The organism is Streptomyces sp. NPDC019224 (genome assembly GCF_040632605.1).
Lineage (GTDB): Bacteria > Actinomycetota > Actinomycetes > Streptomycetales > Streptomycetaceae > Streptomyces.
Genome location: NZ_JBEYCF010000018.1, coordinates 65,611 through 88,380, shown reverse-complemented (window position 1 = coordinate 88,380; position 22,770 = coordinate 65,611). Strand labels below are relative to the sequence as shown.

Sequence of the window (22,770 nt, the reverse complement as noted above, 5' to 3'; positions counted from 1 at the left end):
TTCTTTCAGCGCTGTCAGGGCCTTCCCTGCTTACGGGGCGGAAATTCCCTGGAGTCTCCCTGAGACAGACGTGAAAGTCCCTGCAAAGTCCCTGACGGATCCCTCGCCGATGGGCGCTTGACCTGGAAGTTCGCGACACCCGGATGTCCCTCCGACACACCCGCTCGGAGAATCACTCTCCTTCAATAACAAGAGTTTTGTTAAAATCGGCCCCATGGCTACCTCCCAGGCGCCCGGCGAAGGACCCGTCCGGCCCGTATCGGTCTCCCTCCACGAAGGCACCATCGCTGCCCTCAAAGCACGTACGGGCAAACGAGGCATGTCCGCCTACGTCGAGACCCTCATCCAGCGCCAACTGGAACGGGACCGGCTGCGCGAGCTCATCGAAGACGCGGAAACCGAACACGGCCCGGTCGATCAGGCGGCGGTCTACGCCAAACGCGCCATTCTCCGCGGCGACGCCGCGGGCTCGGCGGACGCCGCGTGAGCGGCACGCTCGTCCTGGACTGCGAAGGCCTGTCCAAACTGGTGCGCCGCACGCCCGAGATCACCGAGTGGCTGGCCGCGGCCGAAGCCGAAGACATCCGCATCGTCACCAGCTCCGTCACCCTCGTCGAAGCACGCGACCCCAGGGTCAACCAGGCCCGCTTCGACTACGCAGTCTCCCGCGTGAACATCATCCCGCCCACCGAAGCCATCGCCCGCCATGCGAGCAAGCTCCTGGCCGCGGCCGGACTGCACGGCCACAAGTACGCCCTCGACGCCATCGTGGCCGCCACCGCACTCACCTCGCCAGCCCCAGCGACCGTCCTGACATCGGACCCCGAAGACCTCCTGATGCTCTGCGGCCCCAGCATCCGCGTCATCAAGGTCTGACCGCGAGGCCGCGACTCGACCCACCTCTTGTGCGAATCAGAGCGCTGCGCGGAAGGCCTCGGGCAGTAGCCCTCCTCGGCCGACCAGACGCTGGCTCGACCGCGCTGCCGCTCATCACAGAACCGGTGGCACGGGTGCCAGAAGCACGCGTCACGGCTGAGGGCGCCCTCCATGAGCAGCTGGTGCGCCAGCTCCTCATCGCTCCAGACAACACACGCTTGCGAAACGCACCGAGAACCACGGCTGCCATCTCCCGGCCCTGGCGGCGCCTGGGCCACCCAGTCGGCGGCCAGCTGCAGCACCTCACTCACGGGTCCACGGCTCGCCCGTTCCCGCCGGTCAACCACCCCGGCCAACACGACGCAGAACCAAGCCCATTAGAACGTATCCTGCTGCCTGGTTGATAGCTGCGGCAGGAGCGACGGACCGGCGTCCGCTCCTTGTCGCGGGCCGGGCACGAGGGACCGTAGGGGGAGACGTCGTGGAGATGCAGATCACGGTCGATGCAGAGGGTGACGACGCAGCGGCGCACGATCTCTATTACTGGCTCCGGCAGGATCGCGAACTCCGGCGTCACGCGAAGGCCGACCTGACACAAACCTCTGAGGCTTCTGGCCGCATGGACGCGGGCGAGACCATCAACATGTTCGTCAGCAATGGCCTGGCCGCCGCAAGCTTGCTGGTGAACATCGTGGTCGCCTGGCGAGCGGCCCGCCCCTCGCCGCCAGAAACCGTGACCTTCGACCGCGACGGCATGACCGTGACTGTGCACGATACATCGGAGGAAACACTTCGCCGAGTCGCAGATCTGCTGTCATCCACGCCTCCTGGCGGAGCTTCAGGAGCCGTTGGCATGGGAGAGACTACGGCGCCGTCGGTCTCCGGAGACCGATGATGGGTCTGCCTGACCCCGACAGCACCCGTGTGGTGTTGATCGGGGCTGCGGAGTACCAGCACTTCCCGAACTTGCCGGCAGTACGCAACAACCTCAGCAGGCTTGCCGAGCTGTTCGGGTCCCCGCACTTCGGCGGCCTTCCTGCCATGCACTGCGCGACGTTGCTTGATCCCATCGATGCCAAGGGCATGTTGGACGCCGTGCACCAAGCAGCAAGTGAGGCGACAGACACACTGGTTGTGTACTTCGCCGGCCACGGCATGCGGTCGCCGGATGGCTCTCTGCATCTCGCTCTAAGGAACTCTGAACAAGGCAGGAAACTGTACGAATCCGTGTCCTTCGACTACCTCCGGGCCGAAGTGCTGGACAGCATGGCGTCCCGCAGCGTTGTGATCCTCGACTGTTGCTACAGCGGGGCCGCGCTGGAGGGGTACATGGACAACCCTGGGGAGTTCGCGGACCAGACCGCCATCGAAGGCACCTACGTCATGACTGCCTCAGCTGCGACGCAAGCCGCCAAGGCTCCTCTGGGCGCGCCCCTTACCTCGTTCACCGGCGAACTCGTGAGAGCCGTCAACGATGGCGTCCCCGGGGCGTCCAACCTCCTCGACATGAACTCCCTCTACCGGCATGTCCGCCGCCGACTGGAATCGCAGGGAATGCCGGTACCCCAGCAACGGGCCGGTGGCCAGGGCCACACCATCGCACTGTTCCGCAACCGGTGGGTCCCGCCGACCGAGAAGCCAACGCTCGCAGCGCAGCGGGAGGATTGGTTCCGCGAGATCCAAGAAGCACTGCTTTGGCACCTGAAGGATGTCCCGGCGCTTGGCAAGGACCGACTACGCAGCGACTTCGGCGAGCCTGCGCTCACCCGCTCCCTGCTGGTCGCGCGAATCGCCGTTCAACTCGCCCGGGGCAAGAGCACAACGAACATCAGGGACATGCTGGCCTCCAGTCCGGTCTTCGCCGCGTCCGGCCCCGATGTTGACGAGCTCACCGAAGTCATCGACAGGGTTCGGTTCGGATTCGAGCACGACGGGCTGACCAACACCGTTGTGGCCGACGGCCTGGGCATGCTCCCCTGGAGTCCGGAGAGCACGTACATGCTGCTGATCGAGTACTGGGCTGCGCAGCGAGGTCGTACGGTGCCTCGTACGCGCGTGGAACAAGAACTCAGCAAGTTTTGGGACACCTCGGACTCACGTGTCCTTGCAGCGCACTCCTCTCTGCCGTCCTTCCCATTGGAGACGTACCCCGATCTGTGGGAGAGGCTGAAGGCCGAACCAGACTTCCGCGTCGGCAACGTCGGAGCAACGGTGCTCACACAGTGGGGCGGCGGCGACCGGGCCTGGGAGCGATGGAAATCCACTCGCCCCTGGAGCATCCTCAAGGCTGGTCACCTGGTGGGACTCGGCGAAGATCTCGTCCGTTGCCAGGCCGCGCTTCGCGCTCTCAGCCGGCTCCTCGATCAGGCACCTCCCGACGATGAGTTCCGCGGGGTGCTCGAGCGAGCCACAAAGGTCATCCAGGAACAAGTCGATCACATCGGCCTGGCCGTGGAGGGCATGAGTGCCGTCGAGTACGACCTGCTACGCGAGCGCAGCGGGGACGAGCACTTCCAAGACGGCTGCCTCTTTACCTTCCACGACCATCTGCTACAGCGGCACCAGATCTCCTCCCCCTTCCCTGAGCATGAAACAGCACACGGCACATGGGGGCCGCTTCCCTGGTGGTCAATCGCCCTTCACGGCGAACACGAACGGCGGGCAGCGGAAGCGATCCTCGAGCGCGGCGGCATGCAGGTGAGCATCACCGCCAAGAACCACGCCGCTGACGAGCTCTTCATCACCTGCTGGAAACCGGGGCCTGGATCATCGAAGCTCACAGCCTGCCTCCGCTTCGACCTCCGCGACGCCGTGCACGCATGCGAGCTGCTACTTCTTGCTCGTCGTCAGTCTGTGGCTGTGGACTTCCTCACGGAGCACATTGACGCGTGGGACGATCGCGAGATTCGTCTCATCGGCACGATGAATATCGCGATAGACGGCGAGGTTGGCGCAACTCTCGCCGACATCACAACGCGTGCGCTACGCCGACTCATGCCCGGCACATCGGGCCCAGCCATCTACAACGACGGGGTCCCGCCGCTTGAGCGGCTGCTGAAGTCGTCACGACTCCCGACGATCTACCGCCACCCAAGGTAGCAACCAAGCCTGCTGGAGCCCTCCGCAGCAATAGCGTAGACACCTGCATCGGCGCTACGAGCATAGTGACTCGATGACCATCGGACATCCTTGTCGACAACGTCGAGACGAAGTCCCTGAAAAATCCCTGACGTGCCGCAAAGCGTGCTTATGGCACCAAATTGGCAGGTCAGAAGCACGACCAAATGCGACCGACATGAGCGTCAAGTACAAGGAGACCGCGCGGGGCGGACTCACGGTGAACATCATCGAGTGCTGAGACCGTAGGCCCTGACCAGCACGTTTTCATCCTTCAGCGCTCGCAACCAGTCTCCGCAGCCCGCACGTCGTTGAGGCAGCCGCTCAGGGGGGCTCTCGGGTAGTCGTCGATGCCCACGAACAGGGCGTACACAGTGCGCATACGGCGATCCTGTCAGGCCGGCCGGGGCGTGGGCCGGGCAATTCCAGGGTGTATGCCGGGCGTCCTGACGGAATCCCATATCCTCGCGTTCTCCTGCCAGTTGACTGGGTGGGCACCGCAATGACGTCGCCGGGAAGGACCGCAACGTGAGCACCGGGGGATACAACCCGTACCAGCCGCCGCCCTGGCCACCCGGCGGTGGCCCGTATCCGCCTCCGTACGTCCCGCCCCCGGCTTCCCTGTGGCAACGGCTGCGCAGCGACGAATGGCCGCCGCTCGGTGAGCTGCTCAGGGGCGGGCGGCAGCGCGTCCACGGCTGTGTCTGGGCGTTGGTCCTTCTCCCGTGCACCTGGGCGATGACGCTGCCCCTGCTGGCCGGCTACCCGCTGGCCAGGTCGGCCCGCCGCAGGGCGCGCATGGTCTTCCCGGTGCGCGGGCGCCGGATCAACGACCCCGACGTGATGCGTGTGCAACGAGCACGGGCCTGGACCGCCGCGGTCAGCTCGGTCCTCATCCTGATCGTGTACGGCAAGCCGGGCGACATGGCCGAGGCCCAGGAGCAGTACCTGATACGGCTGATGGCCACTCCGTGGCTGCTCCTCCTCAGCGCCCCCGCCGTGATCGCGCTGGTCTTCCGGTGGGCCTCGCCGGCCCAGCGGGCGGCCATGCGACCCCACCTGCGCACCGCCAGGCGGTCCGCCCTGTGGTACGTCGGCGCGTTCAGCCTGATTCCGCTGCTCGCGCTGCTCTGCACCTGGGTCCTGATGGTGAGCGACTCCTCTGCCGGCGACATGAACCCCTTCCTGGTGCTCCCCCTCATGTTCGCCGCTTACGTCCCCATGCTCTGGGTCTTCCTGTTCGTGGCGTTCGCCTCCGGGCCCGCCGTCCGCAGCGCGTTCAACACCTCGGAGGTACACGCGGCCCTGCCCGCCCTGCTCACCGGCGTGCTGGTGTGGGAATTCATGATCATCGGCCTCATCGCGGGCGGCCCGCCGCCCGGTCCGGTGCCGGTCCAGCTCCTCGCCCTGGTCGGCGGGCCCGCGTCCGTGTCGGCCTTGGCCTGGTGGGAGATCCACCGCCTGCGCGTCCACCACGGTGTGGTCCTGCGCGCCTGAGGGCTCTCCCGCACGCGGCTCCCGCGAGCCGGGGGCGGGCCCGGAGGAAATGCGGTAAGGGCCCCTCCCCCCGATTGGATAGGATGCATACGGCCTGCAGCAGCGCCACCGGCACGCTCCGCGTCCGACCGGTGCCCGCCGGCAGGAATCCGACCTCGACTCCATTGCCGGGCCGCACATGGCCCATCGCAGTAGAAACTGGGAGCATCCGACGATGACTCGACACCTGATCACCAGCGCGCTTCCCTACATCAACGGGATCAAGCACCTGGGGAACCTGGTCGGGTCGATGCTCCCGGCGGACGTGTACACGCGGTACCTGCGCCAGCGCGGCGAGGAGGCGCTGTACATCTGCGCCACCGACGAGCACGGCACCCCGGCGGAGCTGGCCGCGAAGGCCGCCGGGCTGCCGGTGGCGGACTTCTGCGCGCAGCAGCACGACGCGCAGAAGGCGGTCTACGACGGCTTCGGACTCTCGTTCGACTACTTCGGCCGCAGCTCCTCCGCCGAGAACCGCGAGATCACGCAGCACTTCGCCCGCAAGCTGCACGAGAACGGCTTCATCGAGGAGCGGGCGATCCGCCAGGTCTTCTCGATCGCCGACGACCGCTTCCTGCCGGACCGCTACATCGTCGGCACGTGCCCGCACTGCGGGTACGACAAGGCGCGCGGCGACCAGTGCGAGAACTGCACCCGGGTGCTCGACCCGACCGACCTGATCGAGCCGCGCTCCGCCGTCAGCGGCAGCAGCGAGCTGGAGGTCCGGGAGACCAAGCACCTCTTCCTCCTCCAGTCGAAGCTGGCCGGGGAGGTCGAGGCGTGGATCGACGAGACCAGCGACGAGTGGCCGCACCTGGCGTCCTCGATCGCCCGCAAGTGGCTCACCGAGGGTCTGCACGACCGGGCGATCACCCGTGACCTGGAGTGGGGCGTGCCGGTCCCGGCCGACACCTGGCCGGAGCTGGCGGCGGAGGGCAAGGTCTTCTACGTCTGGTTCGACGCCCCCATCGAGTACCTCGGTGCGACGAAGGAGTGGGCGGACCTGGAGCCGGAGACCCGGGACTGGAAGTCCTGGTGGTACGAGGCCTCCGACGTCCGGTACACGCAGTTCATGGCCAAGGACAACGTCCCGTTCCACACGGTGATGTTCCCGGCCATGGAGATCGGCACCCGTGAGCCGGTCAAGCGCGTGGACCTGGTCAAGGCGTTCAACTGGCTGAACTACTACGGCGGGAAGTTCTCCACGTCGCAGCAGCGCGGCATCTTCTCCGACACGGCCCTCGAACTGCTGCCGGCGGACTACTGGCGCTACTTCCTGATGGCGCAGGCCCCGGAGTCGGACGACACGTCGTTCACCTGGGAGCTGTTCGCCACCTCGGTGAACAAGGATCTGGCCGACACCCTCGGCAACTTCGTGAACCGGGTGCTGTCCTTCTCGCGCAAGCGGTTCGGCGACGAGGTGCCGGCCGGCAAGGAGGCCGGGGAGGCCGAGCGGAAGCTGGGCGAGGAGATCGCGCGGCTGCTCGCGGAGTACGAGGGCCACATGGAGACGCTCCAGTTCCGCAAGGCGGCCCAGGCCCTGCGGGCGCTGTGGAGCGCGGGCAACTCCTACCTGGAGGAGAAGGCCCCCTGGCTGGAGATCAAGACCGACCAGGAGGGTGCGGCGCTCACCCTGCGCACCGCGATGAACCTGATCCACCTGTACGCCGTCGTCTCGGAGCCGTTCATCCCCTCGTCCGCGCGGGCCATGCGCGAGGCGTTCGCCCTGGCGGACGACACGGCGACGTGGGTGAGCGCCGACGAGGCCCGCGCCCTGGCGTCCGTGCCGGCCGGGACCGCGTTCTCGGTGCCGCCGGTGCTCTTCGCCAAGATCACCGACGAGGACCTGGAAGCCTGGCGCTCGCGCTTCGGCGCCCAGTAGGGCCGCTCCAGCAGTTCCAGCGGTAGTACGTCGTCGCCCGGTCGGGAACCCCCGGCCGGGCGACGCGCGTTTCGACACCCGGACACGCTCGAACCATTGACCGAGACTTCCGGTGGCGCGGATCGTGTCCGTGGGCCGGCGGCATCGTGACGGGACGTCTCGCGGCGGGCTCCGGCCGCAGCCGAACGGCTCCGAAGGCGGGTTCGCGCACCGGCGACGGGCGCGTGGACCCGCCTTTCCCGGTTCCGTCCGGAGGCTCACCGAATCGGCCATGCGGCCATCCGCCGGACCGTCTCGCGGCGGGCCCAGGAGGGCGTCAACTGCTCATACCCGCGCAGGAGTTCCTGTCGATCACACATTTTCGGTCACCTGCGCCTTCCCTCTCCCGCGTACAGGGAGTTCACTGGTCGTGACGAGTGGTGACGCGGCCGCCGCGCACGTCGGGCGGTCCGCTGCCCCGGGCCCTGTTCCGGCCGCCCGGCCCGTGCGGAGGAGAGAGGACAGCGATTGACAGCCGCCCCTCCCCCGGCACGCCGGCGGTGCGATCCGGCTGTGCGGGCCACGTACGGCCGTCCGGCACGGGCGGGCGGATGCCCGGCGGCGGCCACCTCCCGCACCCGCCCCGGCCCGCCCCGGCGGCAGTCGTCGTCACGACCGGCTCGCACCCCACGGCTCTCCCGCCGGGCCGGCGCGGGCGGCTGCCGCCCGACCGGCCGCGCGTCCGCCGCCCGGCGCCGGAATTCCGGCGGGCGCGTATCCGCCTCGCGCATCCCCCTGTCCTGTTCTCATCGTCTCGACGAGGTGCACCATGAGCAAGATCGCGCTTCCAGAATTCCACATGCCGTTCGAAAGCGCGGGATGTAATCCGGGAGTTGAACAGACCAAAAAAGCCGCCTGGGAATGGGCGGAGGCCAGTGATCTCGTCCTGTCACCCGTGGCCGTCAAGAAAATGATCAGGACCCGTCCGGAGCTCTGGATATCGCTGATATTCCCCGAGGCGTCGCAGAAACACCTGGACCTGTTCTGCCAGTGGCTTTTCTGGGCCTTCCTCGTCGACGACGAGTTCGACGACGGCCCGGCCGGCCGCGACCCCCGGGTGTGCGAGAGCGCGATCGGCCGCCTGGTGGACGTGCTCGACGGCGCCCGCGCCCCCGTGGGCCGCATGGAGCACGCGCTGGACGAGTTGCTCGCCCGGACTTGTGGGGACCGTCCCGCGCACTGGGTGCGGCAGTTCCGGCGGGACACGGCGGCCTGGCTGTGGACGTACTACGCGGAGGCCGTGGACCGGGCCGCGGGCCATGTCCCGAGCACCGCCGACTTCGTGAAGCACCGCCGCGACTCCGTGGCGATGCAGCCGTTCCTCGATCTCCACGAGATCACCGCGGGAATCGACCTGCCGGAATCCGCCCGCAGCCTGCCCGCCTATATCGCACTGCGCAATGCGGTCGCCGACCATTCCGGTCTCTGCAACGACATCTGCTCGTTCGAGAAGGAGGCCGTGCTCGGTTACGAGCACAACACCGTGCGGCTGATCCAGCGCGACCGGGGCGGCACGCTCCAGGAGGCGGTCGACGAGGCCGGGATGCTGCTCGGCCGCATCGCCGACCGCGTGCAGCGGGCCGAGAAGGAACTCGTCGAGGAGATCGAGGCGGCGGGGATCGAGGGCCCGACGCGCCTCGCGCTGGAGCGCTGCGTCCGGGACTACCGGGGGCTCGTACGGGGCGACTTCGACTACCACGCTCGGGCCGAGCGCTACACCCGGCCCGAGCTGACGGAGATCGACGAGGACGACTCGATGTCCCGCAACTTCGCCGCCTGACGGGGCCGGCGGGAGCGGCGGGGCGGTGAGCGGCATCGGGGCGCGGGCCCGCACCGGCGATTTCCGGACATTTCTCGGACCGGCCGCCCCGGTCGGCCCCGCGGGCCGGCCGACGGCCGGAAGCCGCGGGTGCCGCACCCCGGGGCTACCCGGCCGGCCGGCCCGTGCCCGGGGTGCCGGGAACCCGCCGGGTGCCGCCGCCCGCGGCCGCCGGCACCCGCCCGCCGCCCTTGGCTGGCCGCCCCTCCCGGCCCGTGGTCTGCTGGAGCACACGCCCGACGCACGCGGAAGGGCCGGAACGCCATGACAGCGCCATCCTCGCCGCCCGCCCCGCGCGCCGAGACGGTCCACGGCACCGTCCGGGGGACGCACGAGCGCGGGGTCGCCGTGTTCCGGGGCATCCCCTACGCGGCGGCCCCGGTGGGTGCCCGGCGCTTCGGCGCGCCCGGGCCCCCGGAGCCCTGGACGGGGGTGCGGGCGGCCACGGCGTTCGGGCCGACCGCGCCCAAGCGGCCCTACGCCCCGCCCTTCGACCGGCTGCTGGCCGACCCCTCGGTGCCGGGCGAGGACTGTCTCAACCTGAACGTGTGGACACCGGCGCCCGCCCGCGCCGGACTGCCCGTCCTGGTCTGGATCCACGGCGGCTCGCTGCTGCACGGCTCGTCCGCCCTGCCGCTGTACGACGGGACGGCGTTCGCCCGCGACGGGGTGGTGCTCGTGTCGGTGAACTACCGGCTGGGCATGGAGGGGTTCGGCGTCCTGCCCGACGCACCGGCCAACCGGGGCCTGCTCGACCAACTGGCCGCCCTCACCTGGGTGCGGGACAACATCGCGGCGTTCGGCGGCGATCCGGACCGGGTGACGGTGTGCGGGGAGTCGGCGGGCGCCATCAGTGTCGGGGCGCTGCTGGCCGCGCCCCGGGCCCGGGGGCTGTTCCGGCGGGCGGTGCTGCAGAGCGGGATGCCGTCCGCGCTGCCCGTGGCCGAGGGCCGGAGGACCACCGAACTCATCGCCAGACGGCTCGGGGTGGCGGCGACGGCGCGGGACCTGGCCGGGGTGGACCCCGCAGCGCTGCTGGCCGCGCAGAGCGAGGTGACGGCCGGCGGCTCCCCGCTGACCGGCGGCCACTCCTTCCGGCTCGTGGTGGACGGCGAGCTGCTGCCCCGTGACCCCTTGGAGGCCCTGCTGGACGGCGCGGGGTCCGGGGTCGGGCTGCTGATGGGCTCGAACACCGAGGAGTACCGGCTGTGGTTCGTACCGAGCGGGCTGACCGAACGGCTCTCCCGTACGAAGCTGCGCCTCGCGCTCCTGAAGTTCCGGGTGCCGCGCGCCACCGTCCGTACGTACCGCGCCAACCGGCCCGGGGCCACGCCCGGCGAACTGCTCGGCGCGCTCGCCACCGACCTGCTGCTGCGGGTGCCGCTGAACCGGCTGGCCGACGCCCGCGCCCCCGGCACCACCCACCTGTACGAGTTCGGCTGGCCCTCCCCCGTACAGGGGCTCGGGGCCTGCCACGGGCTGGAGATCGGCTTCGTCTTCGACACCCTGCGCGGTCCGGACGCGGTCGCGCTCGCGGGGTACGACGCCCCGCAGGAGCTGGCCGACTCGATGCACGCGGCGTGGGTGCGGTTCGCCACGTCGGGCGACCCCGGCTGGCCGGCCTGGGACGCCACGCGCCCGGTGATGCGCTTCGGGCCCGGCGCGCCCGGGCCGGTACGGGCCCCGCGCGACGACGAACTGCGCGGCTGGCCGCCGTACCGGTAGGACGGGCGCCGGGACGGGCCTGCGGCCGGTCCGGGCGCCGGTCCCGGGTCAGGCCTTGTTCTGCGCGGCCCAGAACTCGTCGAACGTGAGGAGCCCGTCGCCGTTCCCGTCGTGGGAGTTGATCACGGCCTGCGCGACCGGCTCGGTGACGTAGGGGTCACCCAGCTGAGCCATGACGCTCTTGTACTCGGCAGCCGAGATCAACCCGTCGCCGTTCAGGTCGTACCGCTCGAACGCCTTGCGCGCCGACTCGATGTCCGCCACTGTTCCGCCCCTTCGTATGACTGTCTGACGAGGGCCAGATTAACGGGCGCCCCGGGTGGTCCTTGCGGCGGCCGGTCGTCGATCACGAACAGGTCGTCCGCCGCCCGGCGGCCGGTCACGCGGAGAGCGAAGCGGGAGCACGAGGGGACCGTCCCGGGCGGCCCGGCATCCGGTGCCGGGCACGGTCGGTCGCGGAGTGAAGCACACCCCCGCCGATATCCAATGAATCATGCGTTGGCATTCATGAATATTCATGGATTTCCAGGCGAGTGACCCAATCCACCTTCGCTTCTTCGGCTCGATGTCCGGAAATGCGACACTCTGAGAAGTTTGCGGCTTTGGCTGGGAGGTCGTCCGTCTGTCATAGTCGGTGACACGACCCCCATTGACCCGGGCCAGGTCGTCATGAGCGGCCGTGAACACACCCCCCATTTCACGGCCCCCGCACAGAAGCCCCCGAGGCGCCGCACCACGGCCGACACGGGGGCTTCTGTCTTACGGGAGCGGCGACGGAGGGGATCAGCGGTCGGAGATGCGCATCTCGAACCAGGTGGTCTTGCCTCGGGGTAAGAGGTCCACGCCCCACCGGTCGGAGAGCTTGTCAACGAGGAAGAGACCCCGGCCGCTGATGTCCATCTCCCCCACCGGCATGAGGCACGGCAGGCCGCGCGAGGGGTCGCGCACCTCGATCCTGATCCAGCCGCGACGGCGCAGCATACGCAGGCCGAAGACCCGGGCCCCGGTGTGCCGCACGGCGTTCCCGACGAGTTCGGAGACGAGCAGGACGGCGTGTTCGGCGGCCTGCGGGGAGAGCGCCCACTGATGGAGGGCGACGCACGAGGTGAGCCGGCGGGCGGTGGCAGCGGACTCCGGGCGGGAGGGCAGCCGGACTTCTTCCTCCGTCGGGTTACCGAACAACTCCAGCGCTTTGAACGCCTGTTCGTCCTCGACGACCGGCATTCTCCGTGCCGCTGTCGCGCTGCTGCGCGGTCGCGGCTGCTCCACACCCTCCAGGCCCGCCATGCACACCATCATGGCCGCACGGCGGGCCTTCCGGGGCCGTTCCGGGGGAATCCCCGACCCGTAATCAGCCGCCTCCCAGGGCAGGTTGGCATATGCCAGAGGCAGAATGCTCTCCGAAAAACCCCGCCTGACCTGCGGCGATGACGCTCCCGGCCGGGGCCGCCGACGTGCTGGGCGCAACGCTCCCCACGGCTCCGCCGATCCGCCCGCACGGATGAACGCCCCCCCCCCGCCCGTCCTCCCAACCGGCGCCCGGTCAGAGGAACTTCGCCTTGCCCGGACCCTCCTCCACGAAGCTGCGCATTCCGCGCTCCCGGTCCTCCGTGGCGAACAGACCGGCGAACCAGGTTCGCTCGATCGTGAGGCCCGTGTCGATGTCCGTCTCCAGTCCGGCGTCCACGGCCTCCTTGGCGGCGCGCAGGGCCAGCGCCGGCCCCTTCGCCAGCCCGGCCGCCCAGGCGTGCGCCTGCTCGTACACCTCGGCGGCGGGCACCACCCGGTCCACCAGGCCCATCCTCAGGGCTTCTTCGGCCTTGACGTGGCGGCCGGTGAAGATGAGGTCCTTGGCCTTGGCGGGGCCGACCAGCCGGGCGAGCCGCTGGGTGCCGCCGGCGCCCGGGATGAGGCCGAGCAGGATCTCCGGCTGGCCGAGCTTCGCGTTGTCGCCGGCGATCCGGAAGTCCGCGCAGAGGGCCAGCTCGCAGCCGCCGCCCAGGGCGTAGCCGGTGACGGCCGCGACGACGGGCTTGGGGATGCGGGCGACGGCGGTGAAGGAGTCCTGGAGCGCCTTGGACCGCAGCACCATCGCCGCGTGGTCCATCGCCTGCATCTCCTTGATGTCCGCGCCCGCCGCGAACACCTTCTCGCCGCCGTAGAGCACCACGGCCCGCACGTCGTCGCGCCGGGACGCCTCGTCGGCGAGTTCGCGCAGCCGGTCCTGGGTCGCCACGTCCAGGGCGTTCATCGGCGGGCGGTCCAGCCGGATCGTGCCGACGCCGCCGCTTACTTCGAGGGTTACGGTCATGGGGTGCAGGTTAACCGGCGCTAACGCGAGGCCGCAGGGGGCGGGGCGGTGCCGTTGGTCACGGCGACGCGGGCGGGCCCGGCACCGTGATCCCGGTGCCGGGCCCGCCCGCGCGCGTACGGCCGAGTGCTACGCGGTCCACTCCGACCAGCTCATGTTCCAGCCGTTGAGGCCGTTGTCCGGACTGATCGTCTTGTCGTGGGAGTTCTTGACGACCACGACGTCGCCGATGAGCGAGTTGTCGAAGAACCAGGAGGCCGGCATCTTCGGGTCGCCGCCGCCGCGCACGTCCTGGAGGCCGACGCAGCCGTGGCTGGTGTTGGCGTGGCCGAAGACCCCGGAGCCGCCCCAGTAGTTGCCGTGGATGAAGGTTCCGGAGGTGGACAGGCGCATCGCGTGCGGCACGTCCTTGATGTCGTACTCACCGCCGAAGCCGACGGTGTCACCGTTCATCCGGGTGACCCGCAGCTTCTCGCTGATGACCATCCGGCCGTTGTACGTGGTGGTGGCCGGGGCGCCCGCCGAGATCGGGATGTCCTTGATCTGCTTGCCGTCGCGGACGACCTTCATCCGGTGCGAGTCCGCGTCGACGGTGCTGACCTGGCTCCGGCCGATGGTGAACGAGACGGTCTTGGCCTGCTTGCCGTAGACGCCGGGCCGCCCCTCCACACCGTCGAGGTTGAGCCTGACGGTCACCTTGGTGCCGGCGGCCCAGTACTTCTCGGGGCGGAAGTCCAGGCGGTCGTTGCCGAACCAGTGGCCCTCGACCGGGACGGCGGGCTCGGCGGTCACCTCGACGGCCTTCTCGACGGCCTCCGGGTCGGTGATGCCCCGGGTGAAGTGGATGGAGACCGGCATGCCGACGCCGACGGTCGAGCCGTCCTCCGGGGTGTACTGGCCGATGAAGGTGTTCTTCGGGACGAGCGTGGTGAAGGTGGTGTCCTTCGCGGACTCACGGCCCTTCGCGTCCTTGGCCACCGCGTGGACCTTGTACTTGGTCGCCGAGGCCAGGTGCTGGTCGGGCACCCAGCTCGCGCCGTCCGCCGCGATCTTCCCCTCGACCTCGCCGCCCTTGGGGTCCGAGACCTTGACGACGGTCAGCTTCCCCTGTGCGGCCGTGACCTTCAGCGCCCCGCTCGTGGCGACGTCGCCGGTCCCGTCCTCGGGCGCGACGGTCACCACGGCCTGCGAGGCGCTGGTGTCCCGGTCCTTGACCCCGCCGGCCTTGCCGTCCTTGCCCGCCCCGTCGGCGTCGCCCCCGCCGCACGCCGTCACCAGCAGCAACAGCGCACCCACCGCCAGGGCCGGCAGCCCGGTGACCCTCCGCACACGCCGCCTGCCGCCCCCGGCCGATCTCCCCGATATCGGCTGCCCGTTCAATGTGGTCGTCTCCCCTCACACGGCCCGGCCCCGCCGAGGCCCCGGGAACCCGCGGGTTCCCACCCCCGCGCGCTGCACATGCGCGCTCAGCAAAGAGATAATCACACCGACTGCGGGCAGATCCCCCCAGGAATGTCACTGTTCCGTCCCAAGTGGCCACGGCGTTTCCACCACCCGCCCCGGGCGGGGCCGGGAGGTGTCCTACAGCAGCGCGGAACCCGCCCGCCACTGGGCCCAGTCGAGGTTCCAGCCGCCGAGTCCGTTGTCCGGCGCGACCGTCCTGTCCGGGGAGTTGACGACCTCGACGACGTCCCCGATGAGGGTGCGGTCGAAGAACCAGCCGGCCGGGGTGGAGTCGCCGCCGCCCTGGACGTCGCGCAGCCCGATGCAGCCGTGGCTGACGTTGGTGGAGCCGAAGACCTCCTCGTCGGACCAGTAGTTGCCGTGGAGGAAGGTGCCGGACGTCGTCAGCCGGACGGCGTGCGGTACGTCCTTGATGTCGTACTCGCCGCCGAAGCCCACGGTCCGTCCGTCCATCCGCGTCACCTCGTGCATCTCGCTGACCACCATCCTGCCGTTGTACGTGGTGGTCGTCGGGGAGCCCGCGGTGATCGGGACCGTGGAGACGAGCCGGCCGTCCCGGCGCACCTCCATCGTGTGCGCGGCCGTGTCCACCCGGGAGATCTGCTCCCGGCCCACCGTGAACCGCACGGTCTTGCGCTGGCTGCCGTACACCCCCGGCGCGCCCTCCACGTCGCGCAGCCCGATGTCGACGGTGACCTCGGTGCCGGGCTCCCAGTAGGCGGCCGGGCGGAAGTCCAGGCGGGTCTTCCCGAACCAGTGCCCGGTCACCGCCACCGGCGGATCGGCGGTCACCCGGATGGCCCGCTCCACCGCCGCGCGCCGGGTGACCGAACGGTTGAACTCGAAGGAGACGATCATGCCGGTGCCGACCGTCGAGCGGTTCTCCGGCTTGAAGTACCCGATGAAGCGGTCCTTGGGGACCGCGGTGGTGAAGGTGGTGTGCCGCGCCGCGCGGTGGCCGCCGCCGTCCACCGCGACCGCGTCCACGCTGTACTTGGCGGCGAGCCCGAGCCGCCCGGCGCCCTTCCTCGGTGCCCAGGACCGGCCGTCCTTGGCGATCTCACCCGGTACCTCCTGTTCCTGCGCGTCCTCGATCCGCCGCACCCGGACGCTCTCCAGCCGCCCGTCGGGGACCTTCACCTCCACCCGGCTGTCCGCCCGGACGTCCTCGGCCCGGTCGGCCGGGGTGATCCGGATCACCTCCTGCGGCGACCTCGGTTTCCCGCCCATGAACGAACCGGGGCCCGAACAGCCCGTCAGCACGGCCAGGAAAACCAGTACGGCGAGCACTCCCGGCCCGACCGGCGCGGTGGCCGGGCTCGCCCCTGCCTTCTTCGTCACATGAGTCACGTCCCCCCCAACGACGGGGGCCGGTCGGGGGAAACGTGAGTGCGGGCCCCCTGGTGGGCAGAACACAGGGGACGACCACACTCGGGGAGCCGCGGCCGGGACGCCGCGCGCCCCCTTCCGGTGCCGGTCCCATGAGCCGCGGGAGGCGAACAGATGTCGAGCGCAGCCGAGCAGAAGGCAGTGCCGAGGAAGGACGCGGCGACGACCGGTGCCCTGGCGGAGCGGGCCGCCGCCACCACGCCCGGGCAGCGCCCGCCCGTGGTGTGGCCGGGGACGCCGATGCCCCTCGGAGCCCGCTTCAGGACCGGCCCTGACGGGGTCGCGGGCACCAATTTCGCCCTGTGGGCGGGCGGGGCGGAGGCCGTCGAGCTGTGCCTCTTCGACGAGGACGGCACGGAGACCCGGCTCGCCCTGACCGAGCTGACCCACGAGATCTGGCACGGCTTCGTGCCCGGGGTGCGGCCGGGCCGGCGGTACGGCTACCGGGTGCACGGACGGTGGGACCCGTGGACGGGCGCCCGGTGGAACGCGGCGAAGCTGCTGCTCGATCCGTACGCCCGGGCCGTGGACGGCGAATTCACCCTTCCGGCCGAGGTGTACGGCCATGTGAGGGACTGGCCCGACCAGCAGGTCGCCGACACCGTCCGCGACGAACGGGACTCCGCCCCGTACGTCCCGAAGGGGGTCGTCGTCCACGACGACGACGACTGGGCCGACGACCGCAGGCCGAAGACGCCCTGGGCCGACTCCGTCATCTACGAGCTGCACGTGAAGGGCTTCACCCAGCGCCACCCCGGCATCCCGGAGGAGCTGCGCGGCACCTACGCCGGGCTGGCGCACCCGGCGGCCATCGGCCATCTGAAGCACCTCGGGGTGACGGCCGTGGAACTGCTGCCGGTGCACCAGTTCGCCCACGAGGACCATCTGCTGCGGCGCGGGCTGCGCAACTACTGGGGCTACAACTCGATCGGCTACTTCGCCCCGCACGCCGGCTACTCGGCGAGCGGCACGGGGGGCGAGCAGGTCGGCGAGTTCAAACGGATGGTGCGCGCCCTGCACGACGCGGGCATCGAGGTGATCCTCGACGTCGTCTACAACCACACCGCCGAGGCGGGCGAGCTGGGCCCGATGCTGTCGCTGCGCGGCATCGACAACCGCGGCTACTACCGCCTCCAGGCCGACGCGCGCCGCTACGCCGACTACACCGGCTGCGGCAACACCCTGCACGTCGTCCAGCCGAACGTGCTGCGCCTCATCACCGACTCGCTGCGGTACTGGGTGACCGAGATGGGCGTCGACGGCTTCCGCTTCGACCTCGCGGCGGCGCTCGCCCGCTCCATGCACGACGTCGACATGCTCTCCCCGTTCCTCGCGGTGATCGCCCAGGACCCGGTGCTGCGCCGGGTCAAGCTCATCGCCGAGCCCTGGGACGTGGGCAACGGCGGTTACCAGGTGGGCGCCTTCCCCCCGCTGTGGACCGAGTGGAACGACCACTACCGGGACGCCGTACGGGACTTCTGGCGCGGCGCGCTGCCCGACGTACGGGCCCTCGGCTACCGGCTGACCGGGTCCAGCGACCTGTACGCGTGGGGCGGGCGGCGCCCGTACGCCTCGGTCAACTTCGTCACCGCGCACGACGGATTCACCCTGCGCGACCTGGTGAGCTACCAGGACAAGCACAACGAGGCCAACGGCGAGGACAACCGGGACGGCACCTCGGACAACCGGGCGTGGAACTGCGGCGCCGAGGGCGAGACGGACGACGAGGCCGTCAACGCGCTGCGCCGCCGGCAGCTGCGCAACCTGCTCACCACGCTGCTCCTGTCGACCGGGGTGCCGATGCTGGTGGCCGGCGACGAGATGGGCCGCACCCAGGGCGGCAACAACAACGCGTACTGCCAGGACAACGAGACCGGCTGGGTGGACTGGTCGCTGCTCGAACAGCCCGAGTGGCGGGAGCTGACCGCGCTGACCGCCCGGGTGCTCGCGCTGCGCCACCGCCATCCGGTGCTGCGCCGCCGGGCTTTCTTCTCCGGCCGGCCGCAGGCCCCGGACGGGCTGCGGGACCTGGCGTGGTTCACCGGCGAGGGCGCGGAGATGACCGAGACCGACTGGTACGCGCCGGCCGCGACGGTCGGGCTCTACCTCTCCGGCCGGGACATCCCCGGGCGGGACGCGCGCGGGAAGCAGGTGACCGACGACAGCTTCCTGGCCGTGCTGCACGCGGGCCACCGGCCGGCCGGTTTCCTGCTGCCGGGCCCGCCCTGGGCGCAGGCGTACGAACTGGTCCTGGACACCTCGCGCGAGGACCAGGCCGAGGCCCCGGGCACGGTCCACCGGGGCGGCGAGCGGCTGACGGTGCCGGAGCGGTCGGTGCTGCTGCTGCGCGTACGGGATTGAGGGGCGCGGGGTCCGGCCCTGACCGGCAGGGCCCCCTGGCCGGCAGGACCCCCTGGCCGAGGATGCCGCGGTCGTACCCGGCCGCGACGGCGGCGGCCCGGTCCTTGGCGCCCGGCTCGGCGAAGAGGTGGGGGAGGCGGCTCTTCACGGTGGACTCGCCGATGAACAGCTCGGCGGCGATCCGGTGGTCGGCCATCGCGCTCGAACCGGCATCAGCCGACCGGTTGACGCCGCCCTGCGGCTCGTACGCGGCACGCCGTCGTCGCGGGGCTGCGGACGGCCGGATAAAACCACAGGACCGGTATCCGGACGCATCGTAGGCTCACCCTGATGCACCAGGAACATGTAGAGCCCAAGAACCGGTCCGCCGTACGCTCCCTGCTACGGCTGTGGCCGTATGTGAAGCCGGTACGGACCCGGCTCTTCGGCGCGGCCCTGGTGGCGGTCGTCGCCTCCTGCCTGGGCCTCGTGATCCCGCTCGTCCTGAAGTGGATCGTCGACGGCCCGGTCGCGGACCGGAACCCGGACGGGGTCTGGCTCGGCGCCCTGTTCCTGCTGCTCCTGGGCACCCTGGAGGCGGTGCTGTTCGGGGTGCGGCGGTGGATGGTGGCACGTCCGCTGGCCGGGGTCGAGGCGTCGATGCGGGCCGATCTCTACCGGCACCTGCAACGGCTGCCCGTGGCCTTCCACGACCGCTGGCCGTCGGGGCAGTTGCTGTCCCGCGGGACGACGGACCTGATGCTGCTGCGGATGTTCCTGGCCTTCCCGCTGACCTTCCTGCTGGTCAACGCCACCACGATCCTCGTCGGTTTCGTGGTCCTGCTGCTCCAGGAGTGGACGCTCGGTCTTGTGCTGCTCGCCCCCGTCGTGCCGCTCGTGATCATCTGCTCGGCCTTCGAGTCGAAGTACGCGAGGGTCGCGCGCCGGGCCCAGGACCAGGTCGGCGACCTGACGACGGTGGTCGAGGAGAGCGTGCTCGGCATCCGCATCATCAAGGGCTTCGGCCGGCACCGCAGCCAGGCCGACGCCTTCCGGACCCTCGCCGAGCGGCTGCGCGCCACGGAACTGGGCAAGGCCCGGCTGCTCGCCGGGATCTGGGCCCTCATCACCACGCTGCCCGAGCTCGCCATCGGGGCCGCGCTGGTGATCGGCACGATCGAGGTCGCGGACGGCGGCCTGTCGGCGGGCACCCTGGTCGCGTTCCTCTCCACGGCGCTCGCGCTGCGCTGGCCCGTCGAGTCGATCGGCTTCCTGCTGGCGATGAGCCAGGAGGCGGCGACGGCGACCGAGCGGTTCTTCGAGGTGATGGACGTCGCCGAGGAGGAGGATGAGGAGGCCGGGCGGACGGCCGTGAGCGAGGCCCCCGAGGCCGGCGGCATGGTCTTCGAGGGCGTCGGATTCCGCTATCCCGACGCGGAGGAGGGCTCGGCGCCCGTCCTGGCCGGCATCGACCTGCACATCCGGCCGGGCGAGACGATGGCCCTGGTCGGCGCGACGGGCTCCGGCAAGACCACGCTGACCTCCCTGGTGCCCCGGCTGTACGAGGCGACCTCCGGGCGGATCACCCTGGACGGCGAGGACATCACCACGATGCCGCGCGCCCGGCTGCGGGAGCTGGTGTCGGTGGCGTTCGAGGAGCCGACGCTCTTCTCGGCGAGCGTCGGCGAGAACGTGCGGATGGGCGCCGCGGACGCGGGCGAGGAGGAGGTGCTGCGGGCGCTCTCGGTGGCCCAGGCCGACTTCGTCCACGACCTGCCGCACGGCGTCGGGACGGAGGTCGGTGAGCAGGGTCTGAGCCTGTCCGGCGGCCAGCGCCAGCGCCTCGCCCTGGCCCGGGCCGTCGTGGGCCGGCCGCGCTTCCTGGTGCTCGACGACCCGCTCTCGGCGCTCGACGTGCACACGGAGGCCCTGGTGGAGGCGGCGCTGCGGCGCGTCCTGGAGGAGACCACTGCGGTGGTGGTCGCGCACCGGCCGTCCACCGTGATGCTCGCGGACCGGGTGGCGCTGCTGTCGGAGGGCCGGATCAGCGCGGTCGGCACCCATCAGGAACTCCTGCGCACCAGCGCCGAGTACGCCTGGCTGATGTCCGGCGCGGACCTGCCGGACGGCACGGACCTGCCGAAGCACGCGGACGCGGAGCACGCGGACGCGGAGCACGCGGACGCGGAGCACGCGGACGCGGAGCACGCGGACGCGGAGCACGTGTCGGAGGCGGTGGGTCACCCGGGCGACGGCGCACCCGTACCGCGGACCGACGAGGACGAATCCCTGGGCGCGAAGGCCCCTGCCGAGGAGGGCAGCACCCGATGACCAGCACCACGACCGGACGGCCGGCGGAACCGGGCGGCGAGGAGGACGAACGGCCGGCCCCGGACGCGGCGCCCGCGAAGGCGCCCGGCGACCCCTTCGACCGCGACGACCTGCCGACCCCGCGAGGCGCCACCCGGCAGCTGCTCGGCTCGCTGCTGCGGCCGATGCGGGGGCAGGTGGCGGCCGCCGCCCTGTTCATCCTGTTGCAGCAGGCCGCCGTGCAGGCGGGCCCGCTGCTGGTCGCCTACGCCATCGACCGCGGGGTGCCCGCCTTCCGCGACGACGACTACGGGCCGCTGATCGCGGTGGCGCTGGGCTACGCGCTCTGCTCGGCCGGTGCGGGCGCCCTGCAGTACGCCTTCGTCGGGGTGTCCGCGCGGGTCAGCCAGGACGTCCTGCTCGACCTGCGCGGCCGCATCTTCCGCCATGCGCAGGCGCTGAGCGTGGACTTCCACGAGCGGTACACCTCGGGGCGGCTGATCTCGCGGTCCACCACCGACCTGGAGTCACTGCGGGAGCTCCTGGAGGAGGGCCTCCAGGAACTGATCCACGTCGTCCTCTCGTTCGCCTCCATCGCCCTGATCCTGCTCTGGCTCGACCTGGCCACGGGTGCCGTGGCGGTGGCGTCCTTCCTGCCGCTGTACCTGCTGGTGCGGCTCTACCGGAAGCGCTCCTCGGTGATCTTCGCCGCCCGTTCGACGGCGATCGCCTCGGTCATCGTGAAGTTCGCGGAGACCATGAACGGCATCCGGCCCGTCCAGGCGTTCCGCCGCGAGCCGGTCAACGACGCGGCGTTCCGGGAGCTGAACGCGCGTCACCGCGACACCAACGGCGACGCGATGCTGGAGAACGCGCGTTACGTCGTCGGCTCACGCCTGGTCGCCAACACGGCGGTGGCCGGAATCGTGCTGTGGGGCGCGTACCGGGTGGCCTCCGGCGGTCTCGCGCTCGGGGTGCTGGCCGCGGTGGTGCTCTATCTGCGGCGGCTCTACGACCCCATCGACCGGCTCAGCATGTTCCTCAACTCCTTCGAGTCCGCGGCGGCTTCGCTGGGGAAGATCGCCGGCCTGCTGGCCCAGACGCCCACCGTCCCGGAGGCCCTGGAGCCCCGGCAGCTGCCGGCCCGGGCGGGCGGTGAGCCGGGCCGCGAGGTGGTCTTCGAGGGGGTGGGCTTCGCGTACCGGACGGGTGGCGAGGTGCTGCCCCGCTTCGACCTGACCGTCCCGGCGGGGCAGACGGTGGCGGTGGTCGGTTCCACGGGTGCGGGCAAGTCGACGCTCGCCAAGCTGCTGGCCCGGTTCTACGACCCGACCGAGGGCCGGGTCCTGCTGGACGGCACCGACCTGCGGGACCTCGCCACGCCCGAACTGCGGCGCGGGGTGGTGATGGTGACCCAGGAGGCGTTCCTGTTCTCCGGGACGGTCGCGGAGAACATCGCGATCGGCCGCCCGGAGGCGAGCCGCGAGGAGATCGAGCAGGCCGCGAAGGTGATCGGCGCCCACGACTTCATCACCGGCCTGCCGGACGGCTACGACACCGATGTACGCAAGCGGGGCGGCCGGATCTCGGCAGGTCAGCGCCAGCTGGTGGCGTTCGCCCGGGCGCTGCTGGCCGACCCGGCGGTGCTGATCCTCGACGAGGCGACCAGTTCGCTGGACATCCCCGGTGAGCGCGCGGTGCAGCAGGCGATGGACACCGTGCTGCACGGGCGCACCGCGGTGGTGATCGCGCACCGCCTGTCGACCGTGGAGGTCGCGGACCGGGTGCTCGTGATGGAGCGGGGGCGGATCGTGGAGGACGGCGCGCCGGCCGAACTCATCGGCGGCACGGGCCGGTTCGCCGGGCTGCACCGCGCCTGGCGCGAGAGCCTGGCCTGACCCTCGGCGGCCCCGGCCGTCCGCCCCTTCTCCCCGGAGGCGGACGGCCGGGTTCACGCCACAC

At 70.8% G+C, this 22,770-nt stretch carries 16 protein-coding genes; 11 read left to right on the top strand and 5 right to left on the bottom strand.

The genetic code is table 11. From position 1 onward, the window contains the following. Positions 1-214: 214 nt before the first annotated feature. The 8 genes from ABZ564_RS14595 (at position 215) to ABZ564_RS14560 (ending at position 10,994) form a co-directional block, all read left to right on the top strand. Positions 215-487: a hypothetical protein gene (locus ABZ564_RS14595; RefSeq protein ID WP_360855088.1), complete on the top strand. Its 273-nt coding sequence runs from the start codon at positions 215-217 to the stop codon at positions 485-487. Further along, positions 484-876: a PIN domain-containing protein gene (locus tag ABZ564_RS14590; RefSeq protein ID WP_360855085.1), complete on the top strand. Its 393-nt coding sequence runs from the start codon at positions 484-486 to the stop codon at positions 874-876. Before ABZ564_RS14595 ends, ABZ564_RS14590 begins: the two co-directional genes overlap by 4 nt. A 487-nt stretch (positions 877-1,363) precedes the next feature. Then, complete coding sequence (locus tag ABZ564_RS14585) at positions 1,364-1,771, top strand: hypothetical protein (RefSeq protein WP_360855211.1); 408 nt, start codon at positions 1,364-1,366, stop codon at positions 1,769-1,771. Then, positions 1,771-3,975 (top strand): caspase family protein, encoded by a 2,205-nt coding sequence (locus ABZ564_RS14580; RefSeq protein ID WP_360855082.1) that lies wholly within the window; start codon positions 1,771-1,773, stop codon positions 3,973-3,975. Before ABZ564_RS14585 ends, ABZ564_RS14580 begins: the two co-directional genes overlap by 1 nt. Before the next feature lie 546 nt (positions 3,976-4,521). Continuing rightward, positions 4,522-5,490: a hypothetical protein gene (locus ABZ564_RS14575; protein WP_360855079.1), complete on the top strand. Its 969-nt coding sequence runs from the start codon at positions 4,522-4,524 to the stop codon at positions 5,488-5,490. A gap of 214 nt (positions 5,491-5,704) precedes the next feature. Next, positions 5,705-7,411 (top strand): methionine--tRNA ligase, encoded by a 1,707-nt coding sequence (gene metG, locus ABZ564_RS14570; RefSeq protein ID WP_360855076.1) that lies wholly within the window; start codon positions 5,705-5,707, stop codon positions 7,409-7,411. 838 nt (positions 7,412-8,249) lie between these two features. Further along, positions 8,250-9,230 carry a terpene synthase family protein gene (locus tag ABZ564_RS14565; protein WP_360855208.1) on the top strand — a complete coding sequence of 327 codons (981 nt, stop codon included), beginning with the start codon at positions 8,250-8,252 and terminating at the stop codon, positions 9,228-9,230. Positions 9,231-9,533: 303 nt separating this feature from the next. Then, positions 9,534-10,994: a carboxylesterase family protein gene (locus ABZ564_RS14560; RefSeq protein ID WP_360855073.1), complete on the top strand. Its 1,461-nt coding sequence runs from the start codon at positions 9,534-9,536 to the stop codon at positions 10,992-10,994. A 48-nt stretch (positions 10,995-11,042) separates the two neighbouring features. Here ABZ564_RS14560 and ABZ564_RS14555 read toward each other — a convergent pair whose 3' ends face one another. The 5 genes from ABZ564_RS14555 to ABZ564_RS14535 all read right to left on the bottom strand — a co-directional run bounded on the left by ABZ564_RS14555 (position 11,043) and on the right by ABZ564_RS14535 (position 15,999). Beyond that, positions 11,043-11,258 (bottom strand): EF-hand domain-containing protein, encoded by a 216-nt coding sequence (locus ABZ564_RS14555; protein WP_360855070.1) that lies wholly within the window; start codon positions 11,256-11,258, stop codon positions 11,043-11,045. Between the two features lie 519 nt (positions 11,259-11,777). Beyond that, positions 11,778-12,293 carry an ATP-binding protein gene (locus tag ABZ564_RS14550; protein WP_360855067.1) on the bottom strand — a complete coding sequence of 172 codons (516 nt, stop codon included), beginning with the start codon at positions 12,291-12,293 and terminating at the stop codon, positions 11,778-11,780. 244 nt (positions 12,294-12,537) lie between these two features. Beyond that, positions 12,538-13,305, bottom strand: a complete 768-nt coding sequence (locus tag ABZ564_RS14545; RefSeq protein WP_360855064.1) for an enoyl-CoA hydratase-related protein — start codon at positions 13,303-13,305, stop codon at positions 12,538-12,540. Between the two features lie 129 nt (positions 13,306-13,434). Next, positions 13,435-14,685, bottom strand: coding sequence for an Ig-like domain-containing protein (locus ABZ564_RS14540; protein ID WP_360855061.1), 1,251 nt, complete (start codon positions 14,683-14,685; stop codon positions 13,435-13,437). Between the two features lie 201 nt (positions 14,686-14,886). Continuing rightward, positions 14,887-15,999 carry an Ig-like domain-containing protein gene (locus ABZ564_RS14535; protein WP_360855205.1) on the bottom strand — a complete coding sequence of 371 codons (1,113 nt, stop codon included), beginning with the start codon at positions 15,997-15,999 and terminating at the stop codon, positions 14,887-14,889. A gap of 273 nt (positions 16,000-16,272) precedes the next feature. On the opposite strand from ABZ564_RS14535, the gene glgX reads away from it, so the two are divergent. The 3 genes from glgX (at position 16,273) to ABZ564_RS14520 (ending at position 22,706) form a co-directional block, all read left to right on the top strand. Then, complete coding sequence (gene glgX, locus ABZ564_RS14530) at positions 16,273-18,519, top strand: glycogen debranching protein GlgX (RefSeq protein WP_360855058.1); 2,247 nt, start codon at positions 16,273-16,275, stop codon at positions 18,517-18,519. A 330-nt stretch (positions 18,520-18,849) separates the two neighbouring features. Next, positions 18,850-20,829 carry an ABC transporter ATP-binding protein gene (locus tag ABZ564_RS14525; RefSeq protein WP_360855055.1) on the top strand — a complete coding sequence of 660 codons (1,980 nt, stop codon included), beginning with the start codon at positions 18,850-18,852 and terminating at the stop codon, positions 20,827-20,829. Continuing rightward, positions 20,826-22,706 (top strand): ABC transporter ATP-binding protein, encoded by a 1,881-nt coding sequence (locus ABZ564_RS14520; RefSeq protein ID WP_360855052.1) that lies wholly within the window; start codon positions 20,826-20,828, stop codon positions 22,704-22,706. The genes ABZ564_RS14525 and ABZ564_RS14520 overlap by 4 nt, the downstream gene beginning before the upstream one ends. Positions 22,707-22,770: the final 64 nt, after the last annotated feature.

Coding starts and splice junctions, on each gene's coding strand:
- ABZ564_RS14525 (WP_360855055.1), top strand. CDS start 18,850: ATGCACCAGGAACATGTAGAGCCCAAGAACCGGTCCGCCGTACGCTCC.
- ABZ564_RS14595 (WP_360855088.1), top strand. CDS start 215: ATGGCTACCTCCCAGGCGCCCGGCGAAGGACCCGTCCGGCCCGTATCG.
- ABZ564_RS14580 (WP_360855082.1), top strand. CDS start 1,771: ATGGGTCTGCCTGACCCCGACAGCACCCGTGTGGTGTTGATCGGGGCT.
- ABZ564_RS14545 (WP_360855064.1), bottom strand. CDS start 13,305: ATGACCGTAACCCTCGAAGTAAGCGGCGGCGTCGGCACGATCCGGCTG.
- ABZ564_RS14550 (WP_360855067.1), bottom strand. CDS start 12,293: ATGATGGTGTGCATGGCGGGCCTGGAGGGTGTGGAGCAGCCGCGACCG.
- ABZ564_RS14535 (WP_360855205.1), bottom strand. CDS start 15,999: ATGGGCGGGAAACCGAGGTCGCCGCAGGAGGTGATCCGGATCACCCCG.
- metG (WP_360855076.1), top strand. CDS start 5,705: ATGACTCGACACCTGATCACCAGCGCGCTTCCCTACATCAACGGGATC.
- ABZ564_RS14585 (WP_360855211.1), top strand. CDS start 1,364: ATGCAGATCACGGTCGATGCAGAGGGTGACGACGCAGCGGCGCACGAT.
- ABZ564_RS14565 (WP_360855208.1), top strand. CDS start 8,250: ATGCCGTTCGAAAGCGCGGGATGTAATCCGGGAGTTGAACAGACCAAA.
- ABZ564_RS14560 (WP_360855073.1), top strand. CDS start 9,534: ATGACAGCGCCATCCTCGCCGCCCGCCCCGCGCGCCGAGACGGTCCAC.
- ABZ564_RS14520 (WP_360855052.1), top strand. CDS start 20,826: ATGACCAGCACCACGACCGGACGGCCGGCGGAACCGGGCGGCGAGGAG.
- glgX (WP_360855058.1), top strand. CDS start 16,273: ATGTCGAGCGCAGCCGAGCAGAAGGCAGTGCCGAGGAAGGACGCGGCG.